At 65.7% G+C, this 24,488-nt stretch carries 14 protein-coding genes and 1 pseudogene; 8 read left to right on the top strand and 7 right to left on the bottom strand.

Translation table 11 applies throughout. The features are described from left to right. Nucleotides 1-45: 45 nt before the first annotated feature. Nucleotides 46-2,523, bottom strand: coding sequence for a TonB-dependent receptor domain-containing protein (locus tag TS85_RS10605; RefSeq protein ID WP_044332081.1), 2,478 nt, complete (start codon nucleotides 2,521-2,523; stop codon nucleotides 46-48). A 169-nt stretch (nucleotides 2,524-2,692) separates the two neighbouring features. Between TS85_RS10605 and modA the strand changes: the two genes are divergently transcribed. Further along, nucleotides 2,693-3,433, top strand: coding sequence for a molybdate ABC transporter substrate-binding protein (modA, locus tag TS85_RS10600; RefSeq protein WP_052507847.1), 741 nt, complete (start codon nucleotides 2,693-2,695; stop codon nucleotides 3,431-3,433). Nucleotides 3,434-3,929: 496 nt separating this feature from the next. Here the strand turns inward: modA and TS85_RS10595 are convergent, their stop codons facing one another. Both TS85_RS10595 and TS85_RS10590 read right to left on the bottom strand, forming a co-directional pair. After that, a complete protein-coding gene (locus TS85_RS10595; protein WP_155006371.1) occupies nucleotides 3,930-5,528 on the bottom strand; it encodes a hypothetical protein in 1,599 nt (532 codons plus the stop codon). Beyond that, the gene (locus TS85_RS10590; protein ID WP_044332079.1) at nucleotides 5,525-7,228 is read right to left on the bottom strand and encodes an Hsp70 family protein; all 1,704 of its coding nucleotides are present in this window, start codon (nucleotides 7,226-7,228) and stop codon (nucleotides 5,525-5,527) included. The genes TS85_RS10595 and TS85_RS10590 overlap by 4 nt, the downstream gene beginning before the upstream one ends. A 162-nt stretch (nucleotides 7,229-7,390) precedes the next feature. Here TS85_RS10590 and modB point away from each other — a divergent pair, with 162 nt between their 5' ends. Both modB and TS85_RS10580 read left to right on the top strand, forming a co-directional pair. Then, nucleotides 7,391-8,080, top strand: a complete 690-nt coding sequence (modB, locus tag TS85_RS10585) for a molybdate ABC transporter permease subunit (protein WP_044332078.1) — start codon at nucleotides 7,391-7,393, stop codon at nucleotides 8,078-8,080. Further along, nucleotides 8,070-8,672 (top strand): ATP-binding cassette domain-containing protein, encoded by a 603-nt coding sequence (locus TS85_RS10580; RefSeq protein ID WP_044332077.1) that lies wholly within the window; start codon nucleotides 8,070-8,072, stop codon nucleotides 8,670-8,672. The genes modB and TS85_RS10580 overlap by 11 nt, the downstream gene beginning before the upstream one ends. Before the next feature lie 125 nt (nucleotides 8,673-8,797). On the opposite strand, the gene TS85_RS10575 is transcribed toward TS85_RS10580, so the two are convergent. From TS85_RS10575 to rpoB, 4 genes are all read right to left on the bottom strand, one after another. Then, entirely contained in the window at nucleotides 8,798-9,664 is an 867-nt protein-coding gene (locus TS85_RS10575) for a 2-dehydropantoate 2-reductase (protein ID WP_044332076.1), read from the bottom strand. Between the two features lie 3 nt (nucleotides 9,665-9,667). Beyond that, entirely contained in the window at nucleotides 9,668-10,174 is a 507-nt protein-coding gene (locus TS85_RS10570) for a DUF1993 domain-containing protein (RefSeq protein WP_044336150.1), read from the bottom strand. Nucleotides 10,175-10,308: 134 nt separating this feature from the next. Then, entirely contained in the window at nucleotides 10,309-14,598 is a 4,290-nt protein-coding gene (gene rpoC, locus TS85_RS10565; RefSeq protein WP_044332075.1) for a DNA-directed RNA polymerase subunit beta', read from the bottom strand. Between the two features lie 126 nt (nucleotides 14,599-14,724). Then, nucleotides 14,725-18,882, bottom strand: a complete 4,158-nt coding sequence (rpoB, locus tag TS85_RS10560; RefSeq protein WP_044332074.1) for a DNA-directed RNA polymerase subunit beta — start codon at nucleotides 18,880-18,882, stop codon at nucleotides 14,725-14,727. A gap of 396 nt (nucleotides 18,883-19,278) precedes the next feature. Between rpoB and TS85_RS10550 the strand changes: the two genes are divergently transcribed. The 5 genes and pseudogenes from TS85_RS10550 to TS85_RS10540 all read left to right on the top strand — a co-directional run bounded on the left by TS85_RS10550 (nucleotide 19,279) and on the right by TS85_RS10540 (nucleotide 24,479). After that, nucleotides 19,279-20,379 (top strand): acyltransferase family protein, encoded by a 1,101-nt coding sequence (locus TS85_RS10550; RefSeq protein WP_155006370.1) that lies wholly within the window; start codon nucleotides 19,279-19,281, stop codon nucleotides 20,377-20,379. Nucleotides 20,380-20,681: 302 nt separating this feature from the next. Then, nucleotides 20,682-20,801: a hypothetical protein gene (locus tag TS85_RS26335; protein WP_407082116.1), complete on the top strand. Its 120-nt coding sequence runs from the start codon at nucleotides 20,682-20,684 to the stop codon at nucleotides 20,799-20,801. 286 nt (nucleotides 20,802-21,087) lie between these two features. After that, nucleotides 21,088-21,159, top strand: a pseudogene (locus tag TS85_RS26410) (hypothetical protein); the annotation flags it as partial. Nucleotides 21,160-21,807: 648 nt separating this feature from the next. Next, nucleotides 21,808-23,742 carry a CocE/NonD family hydrolase gene (locus TS85_RS10545; RefSeq protein ID WP_044336149.1) on the top strand — a complete coding sequence of 645 codons (1,935 nt, stop codon included), beginning with the start codon at nucleotides 21,808-21,810 and terminating at the stop codon, nucleotides 23,740-23,742. A gap of 230 nt (nucleotides 23,743-23,972) precedes the next feature. Then, on the top strand, nucleotides 23,973-24,479 hold the full coding sequence (locus TS85_RS10540) for a hypothetical protein (RefSeq protein WP_044332071.1): 507 nt from the start codon (nucleotides 23,973-23,975) through the stop codon (nucleotides 24,477-24,479). The last annotated feature ends 9 nt before the right edge of the window (nucleotides 24,480-24,488 follow it).

Here is a 24,488-nt window from a genome sequence, read left to right as displayed (position 1 = left end):
CGGCCGCGCGGGGGCGCGACCGGGCGAAAGGGGAGGCACAGGGGATCAGAAGTTGAAGCGTACCGATGCCGCCAGCGTGCGGCCCTGGACCGAACGCGCCCAGCCGAGCCCGGTGCTGGGCAGCTCGCCCTGGCTGATGTCGAGGAAACCCTTTGCATTCAGCACATTGGTGGCGGTGAGCGCGAGGTCGACCCGATCGAGCGGATGCAGCACGACGAACGCGCCGACGGTCGTGAAGCCCGGCATCTTCAGCTTGTTGAGATCCTGCGCATAGCTGCTGGTGATCGTCACGATGCTGGCGCCGACCGTGGCATATTTGGTGTCGACCTGCGGCGTCGCCTGGAGCGTCCAGGCGGGCTGGTGGCGCGGTTCCTTGCCGGTCAGAATGGGATCGAAAAAGTCTTGGGTGATCTTGGCCTTGGTATAGGTCGCGCCCGCGGTGAGGCTGAAGGGGCCGCGGCGCGCGCCCGCTTCGAGCTCGAGGCCATAGGTGCGGTATTTGCGCGAGGTCTGAGTCGCGGTGCCGTTGAGCTGGTTGTGGTCGTCGGCATAGGCGAGGAAGGCAGTGGCGTTGAAGGTGATGCCCGATTTACGGAACTTCAGCCCGCCTTCGAGCTGGCGGACGATGTCATAGCCCTGGCGCGCGTCGGTGAGGTCGCCGGTGGTGGTGTCGATCGCGCTGGTGAACAGGATCTTGTCGGCGTTGACGCGCCCGCCGCGGCTGTAGCGCGCGAACAGGGCGAGGGGCTCGGCGATGCGGTAGTTCACGCCCGCCGAATAGCTGAGATAGCCGAAGTCATAGTCGACCGGCGCCGCCTGGCCGAGCGGGAGTGTGGAGACGCGGGTCTCGGGGAGGCTGATCTTGCCGTCGCCGTTCATGTCGTAGCTGATCGTGCCGACGCGACCGCCGCCGAGATCGGCGCCTACCGCACGCCCGCGAGCATGGCCGGTGTCGTAGCGCAGGCTGCCGCCGATCGCGATCTTGCCGATGTGGAAATTGACCGAGCCATAGGGGGCGGCGGTGCTGTAATCGACGTCGTATGCGCGGCGCAGCTTCGGCCCGTTGCGGCTATAGGCATAGACGCCGTCCTGCGTCTGCGCGACTCCGCCGGCGGTGGTGAGGTTGACGAGCGAGGCACGCCCGTCGCCGACGACATCGGTGACCATCGAGATCTGGAGCGCGTCGACCGTCAGCGTCTGCGCGGCGATATAGAGACCGCCGGTGACGGTCAGGTTGCCGCCGCCGACCCGCCAGACGCGGGTGGCGCGGAAATCGTCGGCGAAATGGTCGCCGTTGCGCAGATTGTAGGTGTTGACGAAGAAGTTCGACAGCAGGCCGTTGCCGTTCGCATCGGTGGGCACGGCCTTGCCCGCATTGGGGCCGTTGGCATAGGTCGCGGTCGCGCCGGCTCCGGCGAGCGAGGCGGCGATCGTCGCGATCGGGCCGACCGTGCTGGGGAAGGCGCGGAGGAACTCGCCCGAGGTGCTGGTGTAGCGCATCCGGTTGGTCATCGTCCAACCGCCGACTTCGAACTGCGTCTCGAGCCCGATCGACTTGCTCTTTGGGTGCTGGCCGTTCTTGACCGGGAATTGCCTGACCTGGTTGTTGCCGTCGAGCGTGAGCAGCGTGCTGATGTTGGGCGAGAACATCGTGTCCTTCAGGATGTCGAACCCGCCGATATTCTTGAACACCGGCTTGTCGTTCGACCCCGTGATCGCGACCGGATAGACAGCATAGCTGGGGGCGCGATCGTCGAGCAGCTTGGCGTAGAGCCGGATATAGCCGTTGGCGAACTCCTTGGTGACGTTCAGCTTGAGCTGGCCGCCCTTGAACGCGGTGAAGCCGGCGTTGCGCGGGCCTTCGCCGACGCGATAGAATCCGCCGACATGGAAGCGCAGCGTGTCGCTGAGCCGGGCGCCGTAATCGAAATCGGCGCGCTTCAGGTCATAGTCGAGCCCGGTGGTGAACTGGATCGAGCCGCCCTCGACCTCGCCGGTCTTCGAGATCAGGTTGATCAGCCCGCCGGGCGAATTCGACGCGAAGGTCGAGGCCGAGCCGCCGCGGATCGTCTCGATCTGGGCGATGTTGAAATCGGCGCGGAAGAACGAATCGCCCGCCATGTTGAACACGTCGTTGAACTCGATAACGGGCAAGCCGTCCTCTTCGAGCAGCACATATTTGGAGCCGCCCGATCCGATCGGCAGCCCGCGCACGGTATAGTTGTTGTTGCCCTCGCTGATCCCGTTCTCGACGCGGAGCCCGGGCATCGTGCGCAGGATGTCGGCGAGCCCGACCGGGCCGAGCTTCTGTGCCTCGGTGCCCTTTAGCGAACTGGTCGAGGTCGCGCTGTCGAGGCGATCGCGGCCCTTGGCGACGCCGGTGGAGAAGACTTCCTTCTCGGGTTCCGCCTTGCTAGGCTGCGACTGTGCTCCACTGGGAGTCTCGGTCGCCTGTTGCGCGAGCGCGGGCGCGGAAAGGGCCGTAGTCGCAATCAATGCTGCGTAGAATTTGCGGGAGAACATCAGCCAACCATCCTCGGTTTAGGATTCATTCCCCAAAATTATGGGATGCGATTCGCGGGCAGCGTTGGGAGGACGGATTTATTCACGAGTTTGCAGATCGCTGTGGCCCGGAAGCGACGGTCGTTCCCGCTCGCCGATCGACGGAATCGGCCGCGTGAACCGTCGGCAGATGCTGGGCGGCGTTGCTGCGGCGGCGCTGTTCGGGAAGGCGGCGGTTGCCGCGCCCGCGGCACCTTTGGTGCTGGCCGCCGCCAGTCTTCAGGAATCGATGAGCGCCGCCGCCGATCGCTGGGCGGGCAAGGGCCACGCCCGCCCGGTGCTGTCGTTCGCCGCATCCTCGGCGCTGGCGCGGCAAGTCGCGGCGGGGGCGCCCGCCGATCTGTTCGCGAGCGCGGACGAGGCGTGGATGGACGATCTGGAGCGGCGCGGGCTGATCGTCCCCGGCACGCGCGCGCCGTTCCTGGGCAACCGGCTGGTGGTGATCCAGTCCGCCACGAAGCCGATGCCCTCGCGCGACGTGCCGCTGGCGCGACTGCTCGCCACGGGGCGGATCGCGCTGGCGGACCCGGATTCGGTGCCGGCGGGGCGCTATGCCAAGGCGGCATTCGAGGCGATGCGGCTATGGCCCGGCATCGCGCCGCGCGTGGTGCGCGCCGAGAATGTCCGCGCGGCGATGGCGCTGGTCGAGCGCGGCGCGGCGGAATGGGGCGTGGTCTATGCCACCGACGCACGGGCATCGTCGCGGGTGCGCGCATTCCGCATGTTCCCCACCAGCGTCCACCCCCCGATCCGCTACCCGCTTGCGCGGCTGCGCGCATCGACCAGCCCCGATGCCGAGGGGTTCCGTCGCTTCCTGCTGGGGCGCGAGGGGCAGGGGGTGTTTGCGGGGTTTGGGTTTCAGCCGGGGTGAGGGGGTGCGGGGCCTCTGGGTCGCGCTTCCCGGTCGGTCCCTCCCCCGACCCCTCCCGTGAGCGGGAGGGGAGCGCTGGTGTCGTCGCGATTCCCTTTTCTCCAAAATCCCCCTTCCGCTTGCGGGAGGGGTTAGGGGAGGGGCTGTAGCTTCGCAGTCGCGGCTTCCCGGTCTGCCCCTCCCCCGACCCCTCCCGCGAGCGGGAGGGGAGCGCTGGTGTCGCGGCGATTCCCTTTTCTCCAAAATTCCCCTTCCGCTTGCGGGAGGTGCTAGGGGAGGGGCTGTAGCTTCGCAGTCGCGGCTTCCCGGTCCGTCCCTCCCCCGACCCCTCCCGCGAGCGGGAGGGGAGCGCTGGTGTCGCGGCGATTCCCTTTTCTCCAAAATTCCCCTTCCGCTTGCGGGAGGGGTTAGGGGAGGGGCCGTAGCTTCGCAGTCGCGGCTTTTCCCGGTCTGCCCCCCCCGACCCCTCCCGCGAGCGGAAGGGGAGCGCTGAACGCTATTGCAGCAGCGCGGCGCCCTCCGCCTGCGGCAGGGCGACTGCGGTTTCCATCAGCGCGATGCGGGCGACGCAGTTGGTTCGCGCGTCGGCCTTGAAGAGCAGTGCCTCCCGCAATTGATCGCGCGTGATGCCTGCCTTTTCGGTGATCGCGGCCATGACGGGCGGGGATACCGAGAAGCCGCGTCGATCCAACTGCGCGCGCGGTTCGACCTGGGTTTCCAGAAGGACCTGCGCGACCAGCGCGCGCTGGTCGCGCAACGCTTCGGGGACCTCCTCGACGGGATAGCTTTGCCCCTTCATCATCGCGTCGCAATGCGCGGGATTGGCAGCGAGCAGCGCCTGTGCCTTTTGGATCAGCACCCGATTGAACGCGACGCGCAGCCGATAGGGCGCATCGGGAAGCTGGTCGTCGAAGCGTTCGAGAAGCAGCTTGGCCATTTTGTCGGACCATTCGCGCGGCTGCGCCTTCGCGTCCCGCCCGATTAGCCAGTTCGAATGGAGCAGCATCGCCAGCGGCTTGTTCTGGGCCTGCACCGCCTCCCAGCGGAGCGACGCGTCGCCAACCCGATCGAGCAGCGCCTGGATGTCGCGATCCTCGCTTTCCAGCGTCCGCTCGATCTGAAAAGGGGACGGTCGGGTGCTGTCGCGATCCTGGAACGCGCAGCGACCGATGTTGAGGACGACGATCACCAGCAGAACCCAGCCGAATTGCCAGCTCCAGCCGGAAAAGAACCCCGATCCTTCAGCCGCTTGCGTCCCGATCCGGTGCTTCGGGTCCCATAATGCCACCCGATCGGGATCGAAGCTCAGTTCCAGGTCGGGATAGTGGTTGCGGGCCAGCGCGATCAGCGCGCGCACCTCGGAGCGTTTTACCCGGCCCCGGCGTGATCCCTCATATGCGGGCGTCGTCAGTTCCATCCACGCCGCATGATGTTGATGGCCGGGCGTCGCGAAGTCTTCGACCAGGCGCAGCAGGCGATAGCGGGCCGTGATCTCGGCCATGCCGGGGCTCTGGCGGATCGTGCCGTCGTCGCGATACCAACCGAAATACTCGGTGACGGGCAGGATCAGCGTGTCGGAGAACGGGATGGTGTAGCCGACAAGCTGCGCGATCCAGGCTTCAACATCTGCGGCGAAGTCGATGCGGTCCATCCGTGGATCGCTGACGATAACCCGCCAATGATCGAGCATCTCGCGCCGGTCGATCGTGCTGGGGAGCGGACGCGGCGCCAGGTCGTTGCGGTGGAGCAACTCGGCCAGCGCGGTGGCATGGCCTTCGTAATAGTCGGGCGTGCGCGGTGCCCATGGCTGCGGGGCAAGCGACGGGGCAGGCGGCTCCGGCTCGGGCTCCGGCGTGGCAGCTTCGGGAGCGGACTCCGCTTCCTCTTCCCAGTTCCACTCCCGCTCTTCGCCCTTCTCGTCGAGCCACGCCGCCTGTTGCGTCGCGTCCTCGAACGCCTCGCGCAGCGCGATGAACGCGGCGGGATCGGCCTCCACGTCGATCGTCTTGAGCCGTGCGGCATAGGCGCGGCGGATCGCGCGGGTGTCGTTGGTCGGGGCGATCCCCAATGTGCGCCACGCGGGCCCGTGGCTCACAGGAAGCGTTCCCCCTCGACCGAGTCCAGCGCATCGACCAGCCTTTGCCGCGCCTCGTGGATCGCGCGCGGCTCCTGTGCTTCCAGCGCGCTTTCGAACATCCCGATCCAGCGGCCGATAAACTCGCGCTGGTCGCCCAGGAACGCTTCGTAGCAGCGCGTGGCGCGGGCCAGCACGGCGGCGTTCTCGCTCTGCTCGCGCGGATGCACCTTGAGCGCGGCGAGTGCGTCGCGGCGCTTGGCGATTTCGGCGTCGGTCATCGCGTCGGCGTCGTCGACGATCACGAGGTTGCGCGTGACGTCGGTGCCGGGGACGCTGATATCGACTTCGAGCAGGCCGCTGCTGTCATAAGTGAAGCGGCATTCGACGCCGATCTGGCCGGCGGGCTTGCGGGGCACGGGCACGCTGATCTCGCCCAGCTTCACATTGGCGGCGACGTCGCGCGCTTCGCCCTGATAGATGCCGAAATGGATCTGCTTCTGATTGTCCGAGACGGTCTGGTAATAGCTGGCGCGGCTGGCCGGGATCGTGGTGTTGCGATCGATGATCGGCGAGAAGATGCCGGTGCGATACCCGCCGCGCCCGTCGGGCTCCGCCGTATCCACCCCCAGCGTGAAGGGGCAGACATCGGTCATCCGCACTTCCTCGAGCGCCGCCGAGCGCGCGAGCAGCCCCGCCTGCACCGCCGCGCCCAGCGCGACCGCGTGGTCGGGATGCACCGTCGCATTGGGGAAGCGCCCGAACATGCGGGTGATCGCACGGCGCACCACGGGCATTCGCGTCGATCCGCCGACCAGCACGATCTCGCTCAGGTCCTCCACGCGGATGCTGGAATCGCGCAGACTTCGCAGCACGGGGTCGCGCAGCCGCTGGAGCAGCTGCGCGGCGGCTTCCTCGAACGCATCGGCGGTGACGGTGGTCGACAGCGCCTTTCCGTCGAGGACGATGGCGAATTCGGCCTCGTTCGCGTCGCTCAGCGTGCGGCGGGCGCGTTCGGCGGCGGCGCGGAGCAATTCGTGAAGGACCACCGGGTCGGCGGCGTCCAGCGCCGATTGCGGCTGGAGCCGGGGGCGGGCCAGGTCGATCAGCCGTTCGTTGAAATCCTCGCCCCCCAGCCGGTTGTCGCCCGACGAGGCGCGGACTTCGATCACGCCGTCGAACACTTCGACGATCGACACGTCGAAGGTGCCGCCGCCGAGATCGAACACCAGGAACGGCTCCTGCTCGCGTGTCTGCACGCCGAACGCCAGCGCGGCGGCAGTGGGTTCGTTGACGAGCCGCTCTACCTTGAGATCGGCAAGCTGGCCCGCGCGGCGCGTCGCCTTGCGCTGGCGATCGTTGAAATAGGCGGGGACGGTGATGACGGCGCCGGTGACGGGCTCGCCGGTGAACGCCTCGGCATCAGCCTTTAGCTGGCGCAGGACGAGCGCGGAGAGTTCCTCGGCATTGAAGCCGCGCTTCCCCAGCGTGGCGATTTGTTGCGTGCCCATGTGGCGCTTGAACGCAGTGACGGTATCGCGCGGATGCGTCGCCTGGCGCTCGCGCGCGGCCATGCCGACGAGCAGCGCGCCGTCGGCGGTGAGCGACACGGCGGAGGGGGTCAGCATGTCGCCCAGCGCATTGGGGATCAGCACCGGCTGACCGTCGCGCCAGAGGGCTGCGGCGCTGTTGGTGGTGCCCAGGTCGATGCCGATGATCACAGAGGAACTCCCTTTATCCCGCGCAGACCTAACGGGACGGGTCCGGGTTCGCCAGCGCGTTTCGGCGGCGTTCCGTCATTCGGACTGGGCGGGTGGCCGCTTGCGGGGCGGGGCGGGGGCGGGCATGGATGGGGCGATGCCAAGCGACCCCCCCGCCGCGCCGTGCTGAGCCCCGCCGAATGGGGCATCGTCGCGCTGTCGCTTCAGGTCGGCGGGGTGGCGGTGCTGGCGTGCCTGCCGGTCGCGTTCGGGCTGGCGTGGCTGCTCGCGCGGGGGCGGTTTCCGGGGAAGGTGCTGCTCGATGGGCTGGTCCATCTGCCTTTGGTGGTGCCGCCGGTGGTGACGGGTTGGCTGTTGCTGCTCGCCTTTGCGCCTGCGGGGCCGATCGGGGGGTGGCTGGAGGCGTGGTTCGGCGTGAGCGTGCTGTTCCGCTGGACCGGCGCGGCGATTGCCGCCGCGGTGATGGCGCTGCCGCTGATGGTGCGCGCGATGCGGCTGTCGATCGAGGCCGTCGACCGGCGGCTGGAGCAGGCGGCGCGGACGCTGGGGGCGGGGCGCTGGCGCAGTTTTCGCACGATCACGCTGCCGCTGAGCCTGCCGGGAATCGTTGCGGGGGCGGTGCTGGGGTTCGCGCGCGCGCTGGGCGAGTTTGGCGCGACGATCACCTTCGTCTCCAACGTGCCGGGCGAGACCCAGACACTGCCGCTCGCCATCTATGCCGCGCTCCAGACGCCGGGGGGCGAGGCGATGGTGCTGCGGCTGGCGGGGATTTCGGTGCTGTTGTCGCTGGCGGCGCTGGTCGGGTCCGAGCTGATCGCGCGGCGGGCGGGGAGGGGGCTGCATGTCCTTTGACATCGATGTCGCGCGGCGCGTGGGCGAGGCGGACGTCGCGTGTCGGATCGAAGGCGACGGGCTGACGGTGTTGTTCGGGCCATCGGGGGCGGGCAAGACGAGCGTGCTCAACATGGTGGCGGGGCTGCTGGTGCCCGATACGGGGCATGTGCGGGTGGGCGGCGAGACGCTGTTCGAGGCGGCGCAGGGGGTGGACCTGCCCCCCGAGGCGCGGCGTGCGGGCTATGTGTTTCAGGAGACGCGGCTGTTCCCGCACCTGCGCGTGCGGGCGAACCTGTTGTACGGATCGCGCGAGGGGGCTGCGGACGTGGACGAGACGATCGCGCTGCTCGGGCTGGGCGCGCTGCTCGACCGCTGGCCGCGCACTTTGTCGGGCGGCGAGGCGCGGCGGGTGGCGATCGGGCGGGCGCTGTTGTCGGCGCCGCGCTTCCTGTTGCTCGACGAGCCGCTATCGTCGCTGGACCGCGCGCGGCGGGAGGAGATCATGGCGCTGATCGAGCGGCTGCGCGACGGCGCGGGGTTGCCGATCCTGATGGTGACGCATGACCGGGAGGAGGCGGAGCGGCTGGGGACGCGGGTGGTGGCGATTTGAGGGTTATCCTGCCTTCGTCACCCCGGGCTTGACCCGGGGCCCCGCTGCATCTGCGAGCCGGTGGGCGGGCGTCGTGCGAAAGAAAGAAGCTGGGCCCCGGGTCAAGCCCGGGGTGACGGTGGGTCTCAACCCGCCGCAGCCGCCAGCAACGCCGCCAGCGCCCGGTTCATCGGGGTCGCGATACCATGGTGTTCGCCCAGCCGCACGATCACGCCGTTGCGCGCGTCCAGCTCCATCGGGCGCCCTGCGACGCGGTCGGCGTGGAGCGAGTTCATCGAGGCGCCGTCCGCTGCCCGGTTCTGCGCCACCACCGCATCGGCCACGCTATCGGGCATGTCGGCGCCCTCCGCGCGGCCCACGGCGCAGCACTCGAGCACCAGCGCGCGGATCACGTCGGCCACGGCTTCGTCGCGCGCCACTTCGGCGGTGCGCAGCGTCAGCGCGTTGACGATGCCGGCGCAGTTGATCGCCAGCTTGCGCCATGCGGCGGTGGTGAAGTCCGCCGTGGTCGATACGGCGATCGGAGTGTCGACGAACAGCGCGGCGAAGCCTTCGCCCGCCACGCCTTCGGGGACGAGGATGGTGCCGTTGCGGCGCTGGAGGATGCGGCCCGGCGCGTGTCGTTCGGCGGGGATGTCGACGATGGCGGGGAGGACATGCGCGTCGGGGACGAGCCCGCGAAACCGCGCGCGATGCTCGACGCCGTTCTGGAGCACCGCCAACCGCGTCGTCGGCGCCATGAGGCCGGGCAGCCATGCTGCTGCGCCCGCCGCGTCATAGGTCTTGGTCGCCGCCAGCACCCAGTCGACCGGCTGCGCCGCCGCCGGATCGGTGAGGACAAGCGGGGTGGCGCGGATCAGGCCCTCGGGCGTCTCCACCGCAAGGTCGTCGAGCGGCGAGCGCGCGCAGAGCGTCACGTCATGCGACTGGGCGAGCCATGCGGCGATCGTCCCGCCGATCGCCCCGGCGCCGATCACCGCGACCCGCGCCATGGCTCAGAAAGCCCCGAGATAGTCGGGCTTGGCCAGCGGCACGCCCTTGTGGCGGAGGATCGCATAGGCCGTGGTGACGTGGAAATAGAAGTTGGGCAGCGCGAAACGCTGGAGATAGGCCAGCGCCTTGAACTCGAAGCTGCGCGATGACGTCTTGAGCGTCACGTCGGTCTCCTCGCGGCCCTGCATCGCCTCCGGCGGGATGGTGTCGAGGAACGCGATCGTCGCGGCGACACGATCGGCCAGTTCGGCGAAGCTCGTCTCGGTATCGGCCATCGGCGGCGGCGTGATCCCCGCCAGCCGCGCGCCCGCGAACTTGGCGGAATCGCTGGCGAGCTGCACCTGGCGGATCAGGGTCGCCATGTCCTCGGCCAGCCTGGCCTCGAGCAGCGTCTCCGGGGGGAACCCCTGTTCCTCGGCAAAGGCGCGGCCCTTTTCGAGGATCGCGGCGAGTTGGGTGAGGCCCCGGCGCAGCGGCGGGACGGTGAGGGCGTGGAGTTCGGTGGCCATGGGCGCTGCATATACCGGGCGCGCGCGGATGACGACGGGTTTCGGGCCGTCGATCACCCCACAAAAAACCGCCGCCCGGACATTCCGGACGGCGGCATTTTGTCTGTCAGCGCGAGAGCGGCTGAACGAGGGGATTATTCCTTGTTCAGATACTCGCCCGCATCGGCATCGGTGCCGTGGCCCGAGGGCACGACCGATGCCAGCGCGTCGTCGCCGGTGCCCGCGGCGTCACGCGCACTGCGTGCGTGCTCGGCCTTGCGCTCTTCGGCGGCGCTGTTCGGGGCGATCAGCGCGGCGTCCATCTTGCGCTGGGCGACCCGCAGCGCGGCGTCGCGCGACGAGGCTGCCACGCGCAGACGGTTCATGCCCGCGCCGGTGCCCGCTGGGATCAGGCGGCCGACGATCACGTTTTCCTTCAGGCCGATCAGCGTGTCCTGCTTGCCCTGGACCGCCGCCTCGGTGAGGACGCGGGTGGTCTCCTGGAACGACGCCGCCGAGATGAAGCTGCGGGTCTGCAGCGACGCCTTGGTGATGCCGAGCAGGATCGGCTTGCCCGCTGCAGGCGACTGGCCGGGGGTCAGCTTCGAGTTGACGTCGTCCATCTCCTCACGGTCGAGCTGTTCGCCGACCAGAAGCGTGGTGTCGCCGCTCTCGATGATCTCGACCTTTTGCAGCATCTGGCGAACGATCACCTCGATGTGCTTGTCGTTGATCTTCACGCCCTGGAGTCGATAGACTTCCTGGATTTCCGACACGAGATATTCTGCCAGCGGCTCGATGCCGAGCACTTCCAGAATGTCGTGCGGATCGGGCGAGCCGCCGATCAGATTGTCGCCACGCTTGACGTAATCGCCTTCCTGGACGTCGATGACCTTCGACTTCGGCACCAGATACTCCACGACCTCGCCGCCATCGTCGGGCATGATCCCGATCTTGCGCTTGGCCTTGTAGTCCTTGCCGAACACGACGCGGCCCGAGACCTTCGCGATGATCGCGTTTTCCTTGGGCTTGCGCGCTTCGAACAGCTCGGCGACGCGCGGCAGACCGCCGGTGATGTCGCGGGTCTTGGCGGACTCGCGGCTGACACGGGCCAGAACGTCACCGGCCTGGACCTGTGCGCCGTCCTCGACCGAGAGCACCGCACCCGGCGCCAGCATGTAGCGACCGGCCTCACCCGACGATTCGTCGAGCAGGGTCAGGCGGGGACGAAGATCTTCCTTCTTCGCCGCCGCACCGCGGTTTTCCACGATGACGCGCTGGGCGATGCCGGTCGCTTCGTCGACCTGCTCGCTCATCGTCTTGCCGTCGATGACCTCGACATATTTCACCGTACCGGGGTTTTCGGTGATCAGCGGCATGGTGAACGGGTCCCATTCCGCCATGCGATCGCCCTGGCTGACGATATGGCCGTCGTCGAACAGCACATAAGCGCCGTACGGGATGCGATGCACCGCCAGTTCGCGGCCATCCATATCCACGATCGCCAGTTCGCCCGAGCGGCTGAGCACCACGCGACGGCCACGCTGATCGGTGATCAGGCGCAGATCGCGATGCTCGATCTTGCCGTCCGAGGTCGCTTCGAGGTTCGACTGCTCGTTGAGCTGTGCCGCGCCGCCGATGTGGAAGGTACGCATCGTCAGCTGCGTGCCCGGCTCACCGATCGACTGCGCCGCGATGACACCCACCGCTTCGCCGATGTTGACCGGCGTACCACGCGCCAGATCGCGGCCATAGCATTTGCCGCACACGCCGATCTTGGCTTCGCAGACCAGCGGCGAACGGATCTTCATGCCCTGGATACCCAGGCCCTCGATCCGCGTGATCATCGCCTCGTCGAGCAGCGTGCCCGTCGGGATGACGACTTCGTTGGTCTTCGGATCGACGACGTCCTCTGCCGTGGTGCGGCCCAGGATACGTTCGCCGAGCGACGCGATGGTCGAGCCGCCCTGCACGATCGCGCGCATTTCCAGCGCACGTTCGGTGCCGCAATCCAGCTCCATGATCACGCAATCCTGCGACACGTCGACCAGACGGCGGGTGAGATACCCCGAGTTCGCCGTCTTGAGCGCCGTATCCGCCAGACCCTTGCGGGCGCCGTGGGTGGAGTTGAAATATTCAAGGACGGTCAGGCCTTCCTTGAAGTTCGAGATGATCGGCGTCTCGATGATCTCGCCCGAAGGCTTGGCCATCAGGCCGCGCATGCCGGCGAGCTGCTTGATCTGCGCCTGCGAACCGCGGGCACCCGAGTGGGCCATCATGTAGATCGAGTTGATCGGCTTCTCGCGGCCCTTCATCGGGCCGTCCTCGTAGCGCTTCACCGCCTTGATCTCGTCCATCATGGCGCCCGCCACCTGATCGCCGCAACGGCTCCAGGCGTCGATCACCTTGTTGTACTTCTCCTGCTGCGTGATCAGGCCGTCCTGATACTGCTGCTCGTAATCCTTCACGAGCGCGCGCGTACCGTCGACCAGGCCGACCTTGGCGTCCGGAATGATCATGTCGTCCTTGCCGAACGAAATGCCCGCCTTGAACGCATGACGGAAGCCCAGTGCCATGATCGCGTCGGCGAACAGCACGGTCTCCTTCTGGCCGGTGTGGCGATAGACCTCGTCGATCACGTCGCCCACGTCCTTCTTGGTCAGAAGGCGATTGACGACGTCGAACGGCACCTTGTGGCTGTGCGGCAGGCATTCGCCCAGCAGCATGCGACCCGGGGTCGTCTCGAAGCGCTTGAGGTAGGTCTTGCCGGCTTCGTCGGTCTGCGGAACGCGGCTGATGATCTTGGTGTGCAGCGTGACCGCCCCGGCGTTGAGCGCCTGGTGGACTTCCGACATGTCACCGATGATCATGTTCTCGCCGGGCTCACCCTCCTTGAGCATCGACAGATAGTACAGACCAAGCACCATGTCCTGCGACGGCACGATGATCGGCTTGCCGTTCGCGGGGCTGAGGATGTTGTTGGTCGACATCATCAGTACGCGTGCTTCGAGCTGGGCTTCCAGCGACAGCGGCACATGGACCGCCATCTGGTCGCCGTCGAAGTCGGCGTTGAAGGCCGAGCAGACCAGCGGGTGCAGCTGGATCGCCTTGCCCTCGATCAGCACCGGCTCGAACGCCTGGATGCCGAGACGGTGGAGCGTCGGCGCGCGGTTCAGCAGCACGGGATGCTCGCGGATCACTTCGTCGAGGATGTCCCAGACTTCCTTGCGCTCCTTCTCGACCCACTTCTTCGCCTGCTTCAGGGTCATCGAGAGACCCTTGGCGTCGAGACGGGCATAGATGAACGGCTTGAACAGCTCGAGCGCCATCTTCTTCGGCAGGCCGCACTGGTGCAGCTTCAGTTCCGGACCGGTCACGATGACCGAACGGCCCGAATAGTCGACGCGCTTACCCAGGAGGTTCTGACGGAAGCGGCCCTGCTTGCCCTTCAGCATGTCGGACAGCGACTTGAGCGGACGCTTGTTCGCGCCGGTGATCGTGCGGCCGCGGCGGCCATTGTCGAACAGCGCGTCGACGGCTTCCTGGAGCATGCGCTTTTCGTTGCGGACGATGATGTCCGGCGCGCGCAGCTCCATCAGCCGCTTGAGGCGGTTGTTACGGTTGATCACGCGGCGGTACAGATCGTTGAGATCCGACGTCGCGAAGCGGCCACCGTCCAGCGGCACCAGCGGGCGCAGCTCGGGCGGGATGACCGGAACGACGTCCAGGATCATCCACTCCGGGCGGTTGCCCGAATCGATGAAGCTTTCGACGACCTTGAGCCGCTTGATGATCTTTTTGGGCTTCAGCTCGGACTTGGTGACTGCCAGCTCTTCGAGCAGCTCCTTGCGCTCGCCCTCAAGGTCGAGGTCCATGAGCATGATCTTGACCGCTTCGGCGCCAATGCCGGCCGAGAAAGCGTCTTCGCCATATTCATCCTGCGCGTCGAGCAGTTCGTCCTCGGTGAGGAGCTGGAACTTCTCGAGCGGGGTCAGGCCCGGCTCGGTGACGATGTAGCTCTCGAAATACAGGACGCGCTCAAGCTGCTTGAGCTGCATGTCGAGCAGCAGGCCGATGCGCGACGGCAGCGACTTGAGGAACCAGATGTGCGCGACCGGGGCGGCCAGCTCGATATGGCCCATGCGCTCGCGGCGGACCTTCGAGACGGTCACTTCCACGCCGCACTTTTCGCAGACGATGCCCTTGTACTTCATGCGCTTGTACTTGCCGCACAGGCACTCGTAATCCTTGATCGGACCGAAGATGCGCGCGCAGAACAGGCCGTCACGCTCGGGCTTGAACGTGCGATAGTTGATGGTCTCGGGCTTCTTGATCTCGCCGAACGACCACGAACGGATGCGGTCCGGGGACGCGATGCCGATCTGGATCTGGTCGAAGGTCTCCGGCTTGGCCACCGGGTTCGCGAAATTGGTCAGTTCGTTCATTTCTTTTTCCTCAAACTCCCTCTCCCCTTCAGGGGAGAGGGCAGGGGAGAGGGGGAGAGTGGTTGCCGTGTTACAGGCCCCTCTCCCCGACCCTCTCCCCCGAGGGGGAGAGGGAGACTGGGTCGCTTACTCCGCCGCGATCTGGACGCCGTCGGTGTCGTAGCCCGGCTCGTCGGTCTTCAACTCGACGTTGAGGCCCAGCGAGCGCATTTCCTTGACGAGCACGTTGAAGCTCTCTGGAATGCCGGCCTCGAACGTGTCGTCGCCCTTGACGATCGCTTCATAGACCTTGGTGCGCCCGACCACGTCGTCCGACTTCACCGTCAGCATTTCCTGGAGCGTGTACGCCGCGCCATACGCCTGGAGCGCCCACACTTCCATTTCGCCGAAGCGCTGTCCGCCGAACTGCGCCTTACCGCCCAGCGGCTGCTGGGTGACGAGGCTGTACGGCCCGATCGAGCGGGCGTGGATCTTGTCGTCCACAAGGTGGTGGAGCTTGAGCATGTAGATGATGCCCACCGTCACCTTGCGATCGAACGCCTCGCCGGTGCGACCGTCATAGAGCGTCGACTGGCCCGAGGATTCGAGGCCTGCCAGTTCCAGCATCGCCGACACATCGGCTTCGCGCGCGCCGTCGAACACCGGGGTGCCCATCGGAATGCCCGTGCGGGTGTTGTTCGCCAGCTCGATGATCTGGCCCGCGTCGCGTGCTTCGATCTCGTCGATATAGTGACCGCCGTAGATCTCCTTCAGGCGCTCCTTGACCGGCTCGGGCATCGTGCCCGGCTGTGCCTCGGGGTTGGCTTCGCGCCAATCCTCCAGCATCGCCGAGACCTGCATGCCCAAATTGCGGGCGGCCCAGCCAAGATGCGTCTCGAAGATCTGCCCGACGTTCATGCGCGAAGGCACGCCCAGCGGGTTGAGCACGAGGTCGACCGGCGTACCGTCGGCGAGGAACGGCATGTCCTCCGCCGGCAGGATGCGCGAGATCACGCCCTTGTTGCCGTGACGGCCGGCCATCTTGTCGCCCGGCTGCAGCTTGCGCTTCACCGCGACGAAGACCTTGACCATCTTGAGCACGCCCGGCGGCAGCTCGTCGCCACGCTCCAGCTTGTCGCGACGATCGTGGAACTTGTCGGTGATGCGCTTCACCGCCTCGTCATACTGGACCTTCACGGCTTCGAGGTTCGACTGCATTGCGTCGTCCTGCACCGCGAACTTCCACCATTCGTGGCGGTCGACCGAGTCGAGCAGGTCGGCGTCGATCGTCGAGCCCTTCTTGACGCCCTTCGGCGCGCCGGTCGCGACCTGGCCGAGCAGCATTTCCTTCAGGCGCGACCAGGTGGCGCGGTTGAGGATGTTGCGCTCGTCGTCGCTGTCCTTCTTCAGGCGCTCGATCTCTTCGCGCTCGATCGCCATCGCGCGCTCGTCCTTGTCGATGCCGTGGCGATTGAAGACGCGCACGTCGACGATCGTCCCGGTAACGCCCGGCGGCAGGCGGAGCGAGGTGTCGCGCACGTCGCTGGCCTTTTCGCCGAAGATGGCGCGGAGGAGCTTTTCCTCCGGCGTCATCGGCGATTCACCCTTGGGGGTGATCTTGCCGACCAGGATGTCGCCCGGCTCCACTTCGGCGCCGATATAGACGATGCCGGCCTCGTCGAGGTTGCGCAGTGCCTCCTCGCCGACGTTCGGGATGTCGCGGGTGATGTCCTCCGGCCCCAGCTTGGTGTCGCGGGCCATCACTTCGAACTCGTCGATATGGATCGACGTGAACACGTCGTCCTTCACGATCCGCTCGCTGATGAGGATCGAATCCTCATAGTTATAGCCGTTCCAGGGCATGAACGCGACGAGCGCATTGCGGCCCAGCGCCAGCTCGCCGAACTCGGTCGACGGGCCGTCGGCGATGATGTCGCCGGCATTGACGGTCTCGCCCACCTTCACCAGCGGACGCTGGTTGATGCAGGTCGACTGGTTCGAGCGCTGGAACTTCATCAGCGTGTAGATGTCGACGCCGCTCTGCGTGGCTTCGACATCGCCCGAGGCGCGGATGACGATACGGGTCGCGTCGACCTGATCGACCACGCCCGAACGGCGGGCCGCGATGGCGGCGCCGGAGTCACGCGCGACGGTTTCTTCCATGCCGGTCCCGACGAAGGGCGCTTCCGCCTTCACCAGCGGCACGGCCTGACGCTGCATGTTCGAGCCCATCAGCGCGCGGTTGGCGTCATCGTTTTCCAGGAACGGAATGAGCGATGCGGCGACCGAGACGAGCTGCTTGGGGCTGACGTCCATCAGCGTGACCTGGTCGGGCAGCGCCATCAGGAATTCGCCCGCCTGACGCGAGGACACCAGTTCCTCGGTGAAGCGGCCTTCCTCGTCGAGCTCGGCAGAGGCCTGCGCGATCGTGTGCTTGGCCTCTTCCATCGCCGACAGATAGACGACGTCGTTGGTCACCTTGCCGTCGATGATCTTGCGGTACGGCGTTTCGATGAAGCCGTATTTGTTCACCCGGCTGAACGACGCCAGCGAGTTGATCAGACCGATGTTCGGGCCTTCCGGCGTTTCGATCGGGCAGATGCGGCCATAATGCGTCGGATGAACGTCGCGGACTTCGAAGCCCGCGCGCTCACGCGTCAGACCACCCGGTCCAAGTGCCGACACGCGGCGCTTGTGGGTAACTTCCGACAGCGGGTTGGTCTGATCCATGAACTGCGAGAGCTGCGACGAACCGAAGAATTCGCGCACCGCAGCGACCGCGGGCTTCGCGTTGATCAGGTCGTTTGGCATCACGGTCGACACATCGACCGACGACATGCGCTCCTTCACGGCGCGCTCCATGCGGAGCAGGCCGACGCGATACTGGTTCTCCAGCAGCTCGCCCACCGAACGCACACGACGGTTGCCGAGGTTGTCGATGTCGTCGACTTCGCCCTTGCCGTCCTTGAGGTTCACGAGCGTCTTGACGACTTCGAGAATATCCTCGGTGCGCAGCGTCGTCACCGTGTCCTCGACGTCGAGGTCGAGGCGCATGTTGAGCTTGACGCGGCCAACAGCCGACAGGTCGTAGCGCTCGGGATCGAAGAACAGGCCCGAGAACAGCGACTCCGCGGTTTCCAGCGTCGGCGGCTCGCCGGGGCGCATCACGCGATAAATGTCGGACAGCGCCTGCTCGCGCTCTTCTGCCTTGTCGACCTTGAGCGTGTTGCGGATCCACGGACCCGTGGCGATGTGATCGATGTCGAGCAGCTCGAGCTGGTCGATTCCGGCCTTGTCGAGCATTTCGAGGTTCTCAGCCGAGACTTCGTCGCCGGCTTCGATATAGATTTCGCCGGTCGCCTCGTTGATCAGGTCGAACGCGCTGTAGCGACCGAAGATTTCCTCGGTCGGGATCAGCAGCGTGGTCAGCCCGTCCTTGGCAGCCTTGTTCGCGGCGCGGGGCGAAATCTTCTGCCCCGACGCGAACACGATCTCGCCCGACAGCGCATCGACGATGTCGTACATCGGCTTCTGGCCGCGCCAGTTTTCGGCCTGGAAGGGGATCTGCCAGCCGTTCGGGCCGCGGACATAGGTCACGCGGTTGTAGAAATAGTTGAGGATGTCCTCGCTGTTCAGGCCGAGGGCATAGAGCAGCGTCGTGACCGGCAGCTTGCGCTTGCGATCGATGCGGACGTTGACGATGTCCTTCGCGTCGAACTCGAAATCGAGCCACGAGCCACGATACGGGATCACGCGCGCCGCGAACAGATACTTGCCCGATGCGTGGGTCTTGCCGCGATCATGGTCGAACAGCACGCCCGGCGAACGGTGCATCTGGCTGACGATCACGCGCTCGGTGCCGTTGATGAAGAACGTGCCGTTCCCCGTCATCAGCGGCATGTCGCCCATATAGACGTCCTGCTCCTTGATATCGAGCACCGACCGGGCTTCCGTATCGGGATCGACCTCGAACACGATCAGGCGGAGGGTAACGCGCATCGGCGCCGCATAGGTGATGCCGCGCTGACGGCATTCCTCGACGTCGAACTTGGGGGGCTCCAGCTCGTAATTGACGAAGTCGAGCTCGGCGGTGCCGGCGAAGTCGCGGATCGGGAAGACCGAACGCAGCGTCTTTTCCAGCCCGGAGACATAGCCGATCGAAGGATCGCTGCGCAGGAACTGTTCGTAGGATTCGCGCTGAACCTCGATCAGGTTCGGCATCTGCACCACTTCGTGGATGTCGCCGAACACCTTGCGGATGCGGCGCTTGAGCGTGCCCGTTCCGTCGATTGCTTTGGTAGCCATGGGTTTTTCGTGCCTCGTCAGCCGTAAATTCGGTGCCCCTGTCCGGGGCCGGGACGTGCAAAAGGACGCGAAAAGGCCGCACGACACCCTATCGGGTTTCGGCAGCTTCGGGGCGTCTGACAAGCCGTTCCGATCCATGCGTGCGGTGCGCTGCGCGACGGCGCACCATTTCCCGATCGAAGGGCTGGAGCGGGCATATAGGGGCGCGGGGAGGGTGTGTCAAATGGCGAGGGTCGCCGATCGGCACGAGATGTTCACCATCTGCGAAGTGGCACGCAAGAGTATGAATTCGCTGGCCTAGTTGCGCTTGACCTCGTTCGGTTGCAATGTCGAAGGCGAAATGATAGCCGCGGTCACGTCGGCGGGGGCGGCTGACCGACATACCGGGGGGCGAGTGTGGCATTGTCAGTAACGGACGATCTGCTGAAGGCGGATCGTAACAATTTTACCTTGCTTCGTCTCATGTTAGCGAGCGCGGTGATCTACACCCATGCGGTTGAATCGATGGGGCACATCGACGAGACGTCGTTGATCTTCGGTCGTCAGATCGCCTGGCTGGCGGTGAATGGGTTTTTCTCGCTGTCCGGCTTCCTGATGTATCGCAGCCTGGAGCGCAATCCCTCGATCAGCGCGTTCGCGCTCTCCAGATTCATGCGCATCTGGCCGGGCATGTTCGTCATGTGCCTGGTTGCGGCGGTCATTTATTCCTTCTTCACCGTCGCGCCGCTGCGCCAGTATTTCTTTGGCCGTGAGACGCTTTCGTTCATTTTCATTAACCAGTTGCTGGTGCCCAAATACTTCCTGACGGGTGTGTATTGCCCCGAGAACGGGGATACGGGGATGGCGCTGTGTTCGATCAACGGCGCGCTCTGGACCATCCGCTGGGAAATTAGCTGCTATGCGGCCATTGCGACCTTGTCGGCGGTAGGGTTTCTGAGGCGGCGACGCTTCAACCTCGTCATTTTGCCGACGCTGATCGTTTCGGCGCTCGTGTTCAACTATCCGCCGGTGCATCACTGGCTGGAGGCACGGTCCTGGACGCACATCTATTTCCCCGAGCAGATCGTTCGCCTTTGGACTGCCTTCGCAATCGGTGCAGCCGCCTATGCCAATCGCGATCGGATCAAGCTTTCCTGGGCGGGAGCGCTGGTGGGCCTGGTGCTCGTATATTTGACGCGCTCCTACTTTTTTGCCGATGTGGTTCGCGCGTTCGCCGTCTGCTACTGGATCCTCTGCATCGCCTTTTTGAGCGTACGGTCTCTGCCGTTCGGACCGAGAATTCCTGATTATTCCTTCGGCGTATACATCTACCACATGCCCGTCATGCAGGTGTTTCGAATTTGCATACCGCATGTCGAGCCCCATTTGCTGGCACTGATGTCGCTCGTTGCGGTCGTTCCGTTCGCGGCGCTTTCGTGGTATCTGGTGGAGAAGCCTGCGCAGGAACTGCGCCGGCAGATCCGGCTTCCGCAATTTCGGCGGCGACTACCCGGTTGAGTTTCCCTCGCGCGGCGATCGTGCGGGTTTGACGTTCCCGACCTGCTTGGTGGTCCGCCGCCCCGGATTTTCGTGGACTGCAACACGATTGTCGCGGCATTGCAGCCCAAGTTTAACATTCGCCCGCCAACGGCCTCCCCGAACCAGGGAGGGAAACCATGAAGAAGAAATCGGGTCTCGTCGTCGCACTGCTCGCCACCGTGTAGGCTACTGCCGCGTACGCACAGGACACGGCGCAGGAAGGCGCGGCGGGCGGGGACATCATCGTCACCGCGCAGAAGTTCGAACAGAAGCTGCGCGACGTGCCGATCACCATCACCGCCGTCACCCAGGAGCAGATGAAGCGTCTGGGCGTCGACGATCTCGACGAGCTCTCCAACTATATTCCGGGCCTCAACATCCAGGAGCAGAAAGCCCGATGATCGATGGCTGGATGGGCGATGACTGGTTCCATCACGGCGCATTCCGCCTGCCCAATATCGGCTGGATCTCGGGCATTACCGGCTACAAGGCGGGCGGCCCGACGCCCCCCGACGTTGGCTGGGGCGATTATGACACGTTCCGCAAGATCGGCTCGGCGGGCGATTGGGCGAAGAAATATGGCTATGACCAGTTGCCCTTCTGGCAGCGGCTGAGCCAGCATGTTGCCTATGTGCGTTCTGGCAGGGCCAGGCGCTCGACAAGCTGCTCGCGAAAAACCCCTCGAACGTGCCGACCCTGTGGGAACAGGGGCTGTGGGATCACGAGGGCATGTACGGCGCGATCCACAGTTTCGAGGAACTGCAAAAGACGCCGCAGGCCGACAAGAACTTCCTGCTGATGGGGCCGTGGCGCCATTCGGGCTTCAACTATGACGGATCGAAGCTGGGCGCGCTGAATTTCGAGGGCGACACCGCGCTCCAGGCGCGGTGCGACATCCTGTTGCCGTTCTTCAACGCCTATCTGAAGGACGGCGCGCCTGCCTTCACCCCGGCAAAGGCGAGCATCTACAATAGCGGCGAGAACCACTGGGATTTCCTCAACCACTGGCCGCTGGCGCCCGAGGACAAGCTGACCCCGCTATATCTGGGCACCGGCGAGGCCGCCGGGTTCGCCAAGCCGGGGGAAGGGCAGGACAGCTATGTCTCCGGCCCCGCGCAGCTTCCAGCGTCTTGTCAGAACCATAGCGCCAATTCGACCGATGCATTGCGCGACGACGCATCATTTCCCGGTGCTGTGGTGTGGAAGCCATATAGGGAAGGGGGCTCGGAGTGTCAAACCCCGTGGCGGAACCGTTGTAGCGTTGTGAAGTGCCTGAGTTCCGGGGTGAGTGCCGGATTAACAGGGTGGTTTGCCCCTTTCGTGCCGGTCGCGCAAACGCTGCGGTGCCCGCTTCCCAAGCGATCGAAGCGATACTATCCCATGGGTATCCGACCATCGGGGAGACATATGAAAACCAATAATATCCTGCGCGCCGGGCTCGCCTGCGCCGCGCTTGCCACCGCCACCTTCGCCAGCGCACAGGATGCCCCTGCCGCCCGCACCCCGGGCTTCAACGACATCCCCGAAAAATTCGTCATCCCCGCCGAGCGCAACGACTATATCCGCCGCGAAGTGATGATCCCGATGCGCGACGGGACCAAGTTGTTCACCGTGCTGATGATCCCCAAGGGCGCGAAGGGCGCGCCGATCCTGCTCACCCGCACGCCGTACAACGCCGCGGGGCGCACGCGCCGGATGAACAGCCCCCAGATGCTGTCGATGCTGCCCGAAGGCGACGAGGTCTTCGTCAAGGCCGGCTATATCCGCGTGTTCCAGGACGTGCGCGGCAAGAACGGGTCCGAGGGCGAATATGTCGTAACCCGCCCGCCGGTCGGGCCGCTCAACCCGACCAAGGTCGATCACACCACCGATGCGTGGGACACGATCGACTGGCTGGTGAAGAACACGCCCGAGAGCAACGGCAAGGTCGGGATGCTCGGGTCGTCCTATGAGGGCTTCACCGTCGTCATGGCGCTGCTCAACCCGCACCCCGCGCTGAAGGTTGCGGCGCCCGAAAGCCCGATGATCGACGGGTGGATGGGCGATGACTGGTTCCACCACGGCGCGTTCCGCCTGCCCAATATCGGCTGGATCTCGGGCATCACCGGCTACAAGGCGGGCGGCCCGACGCCGCCGGACGGTGGCTGGGACGATTATGACACGTTCCGCAAGATCGGATCGGCGGGCGATTGGGCGAAGAAATATGGCTATGACCAGCTGCCCTTCTGGCAGCGGCTGAGCCAGCACGTCGCCTATGACGCATTCTGGCAGGGGCAGGCGCTCGACAAGCTGCTGGCGAAGAACCCCTCCAACGTTCCCACGCTGTGGGAACAGGGGCTGTGGGATCATGAGGACATGTACGGCGCGATCCACAGTTTCGAGGAGCTGCAGAAGACGCCGCAGGCCGACAAGAACTTCCTGCTGATGGGGCCGTGGCGCCATTCGGGGTTCAACTATGACGGGTCGAAGCTGGGCGACCTTGCCTTCGAAGGCGATACCGCGCTCCAGGCGCGGCGCGACATCCTGTTGCCGTTCTTCAACGCCTATCTGAAGGACGGCGCGCCCGCCTTCACCCCGGCAAAGGCGAGCATCTACAACAGCGGCGAGAACCATTGGGACTACCTCAACCACTGGCCGCTGGCGCCCGAGGATAAGCTGACCCCGCTGTATCTGGGCGTGGGCGAGGCCGCGGGGTTCGCCAAGCCGGGGGCAGGACAGGACAGCTATGTCTCCGACCCCGCCAAGCCGGTCCCGCATCTGCCGCGCCCGATTAATTTCAGCGACGGGCGCTGGAGCACCTATCTGGTCACCGATCAGCGCTTCGTCGATGGCCGCACCGACGTGCTGACCTATTCGACCGAGGTGCTGACCGAGCCGGTGCGCGTTTCGGGGGCGCCGTTGGCGGATATCTTTGCGAAGACAACGGGAACCGACGGCGATTTCGTCGTGAAGGTGATCGACGTCTATCCGGACGAGATGGCCAGCAAGAAGGAAATGGGCGGCTTCCAGCTTCCGATCGCCATGGACATTTTCCGCGGGCGCTATCGCAATTCGTTCGAGAAGCCGTCGCCGATCCCGGCGAACAAGGTGCAGGAATATAAGTTCCGGCTGCCAACGGTGAACCACACTTTCCTGCCGGGGCACCGGATCATGGTGCAGATCCAGTCGAGCCAGTTCCCGGTCTATGATCGCAACCCACAGAAGTACGTCGAGAATATCTTCTTCGCCAAGCCCGAGGACTATCAGAAGGCGACGGTTTCGATCGTCTATGGCGGCGCGCAGTCGAGCGCGGTGCTGTTGCCGGTGGTGCCGGTCGACCAGACGGCGGCACAGGCGAAATAGCCGATCCGCGGCTCTCTCCCGCACTGGCGGGGGAGAGCCGCGGCGCGTCGCGCAGGGCCGCATTTTTGCGGCGCCAGTCCCCACCGCTTTGCCAAGTTCTCCTATAATGCGCAGGTAATTCAACGCCGCGGCGCAGGAACATATGCGAGTGAGCACTTCCTGTCGCCGCCAGACAGAGCAAGGGTTCCGCTGACCGCCATCGGGGCCGAGCGCTGGTTAGGAACTGCCCGATGAGCCCCGTTGTCGTCCGCGCGTACTTGCTGGAAGCCCTCGAGTTTCTGGGCTATTTCGTGCTGACCGCGACGCTGGGCGGGGCGATGTACTGGCTGGTGCAGTTTCGGCCCCATTCCGAAGCCAAATGGTATATATTGGCGAGCGCCGGCGCGGCGGTGGTCTCGGTGCTCTATGCGGCGCGGATGTACTATCTTTTCCGGATATCTTTCCGGCGTCGCAACGCGCGCGCGGAAGCGCCCGAGGCCTCGCCCGATGCGACTGCCCCGTCGACGCCGCGCCTGAGTTGGTCCGAGCGCATCGCCGCCGAGCAGCCGGAGCGCGCCGCACGCGCACGGGCCGCGCTCGCGCAGGCCGAGGCGGAAGCCGAGGCGGCGGCGAATGCCGACGACCCGGCGATGTCGCTCGACGCAATCAAGGCGCGGATCGCCGAGCGCATGCAGAGCGAGGACAAGGAGCAGGAAGAGGCCAGGCGCATCATCGAGAAGTTCGGCGGGCGGAACTGACGCTGCGCC

Source organism: Sphingomonas hengshuiensis, assembly GCF_000935025.1.
Lineage (GTDB): Bacteria > Pseudomonadota > Alphaproteobacteria > Sphingomonadales > Sphingomonadaceae > Sphingomonas > Sphingomonas hengshuiensis.
Note: the sequence above shows the minus strand (reverse complement) of the source record. Positions and strands in the feature narration are given on the sequence as shown.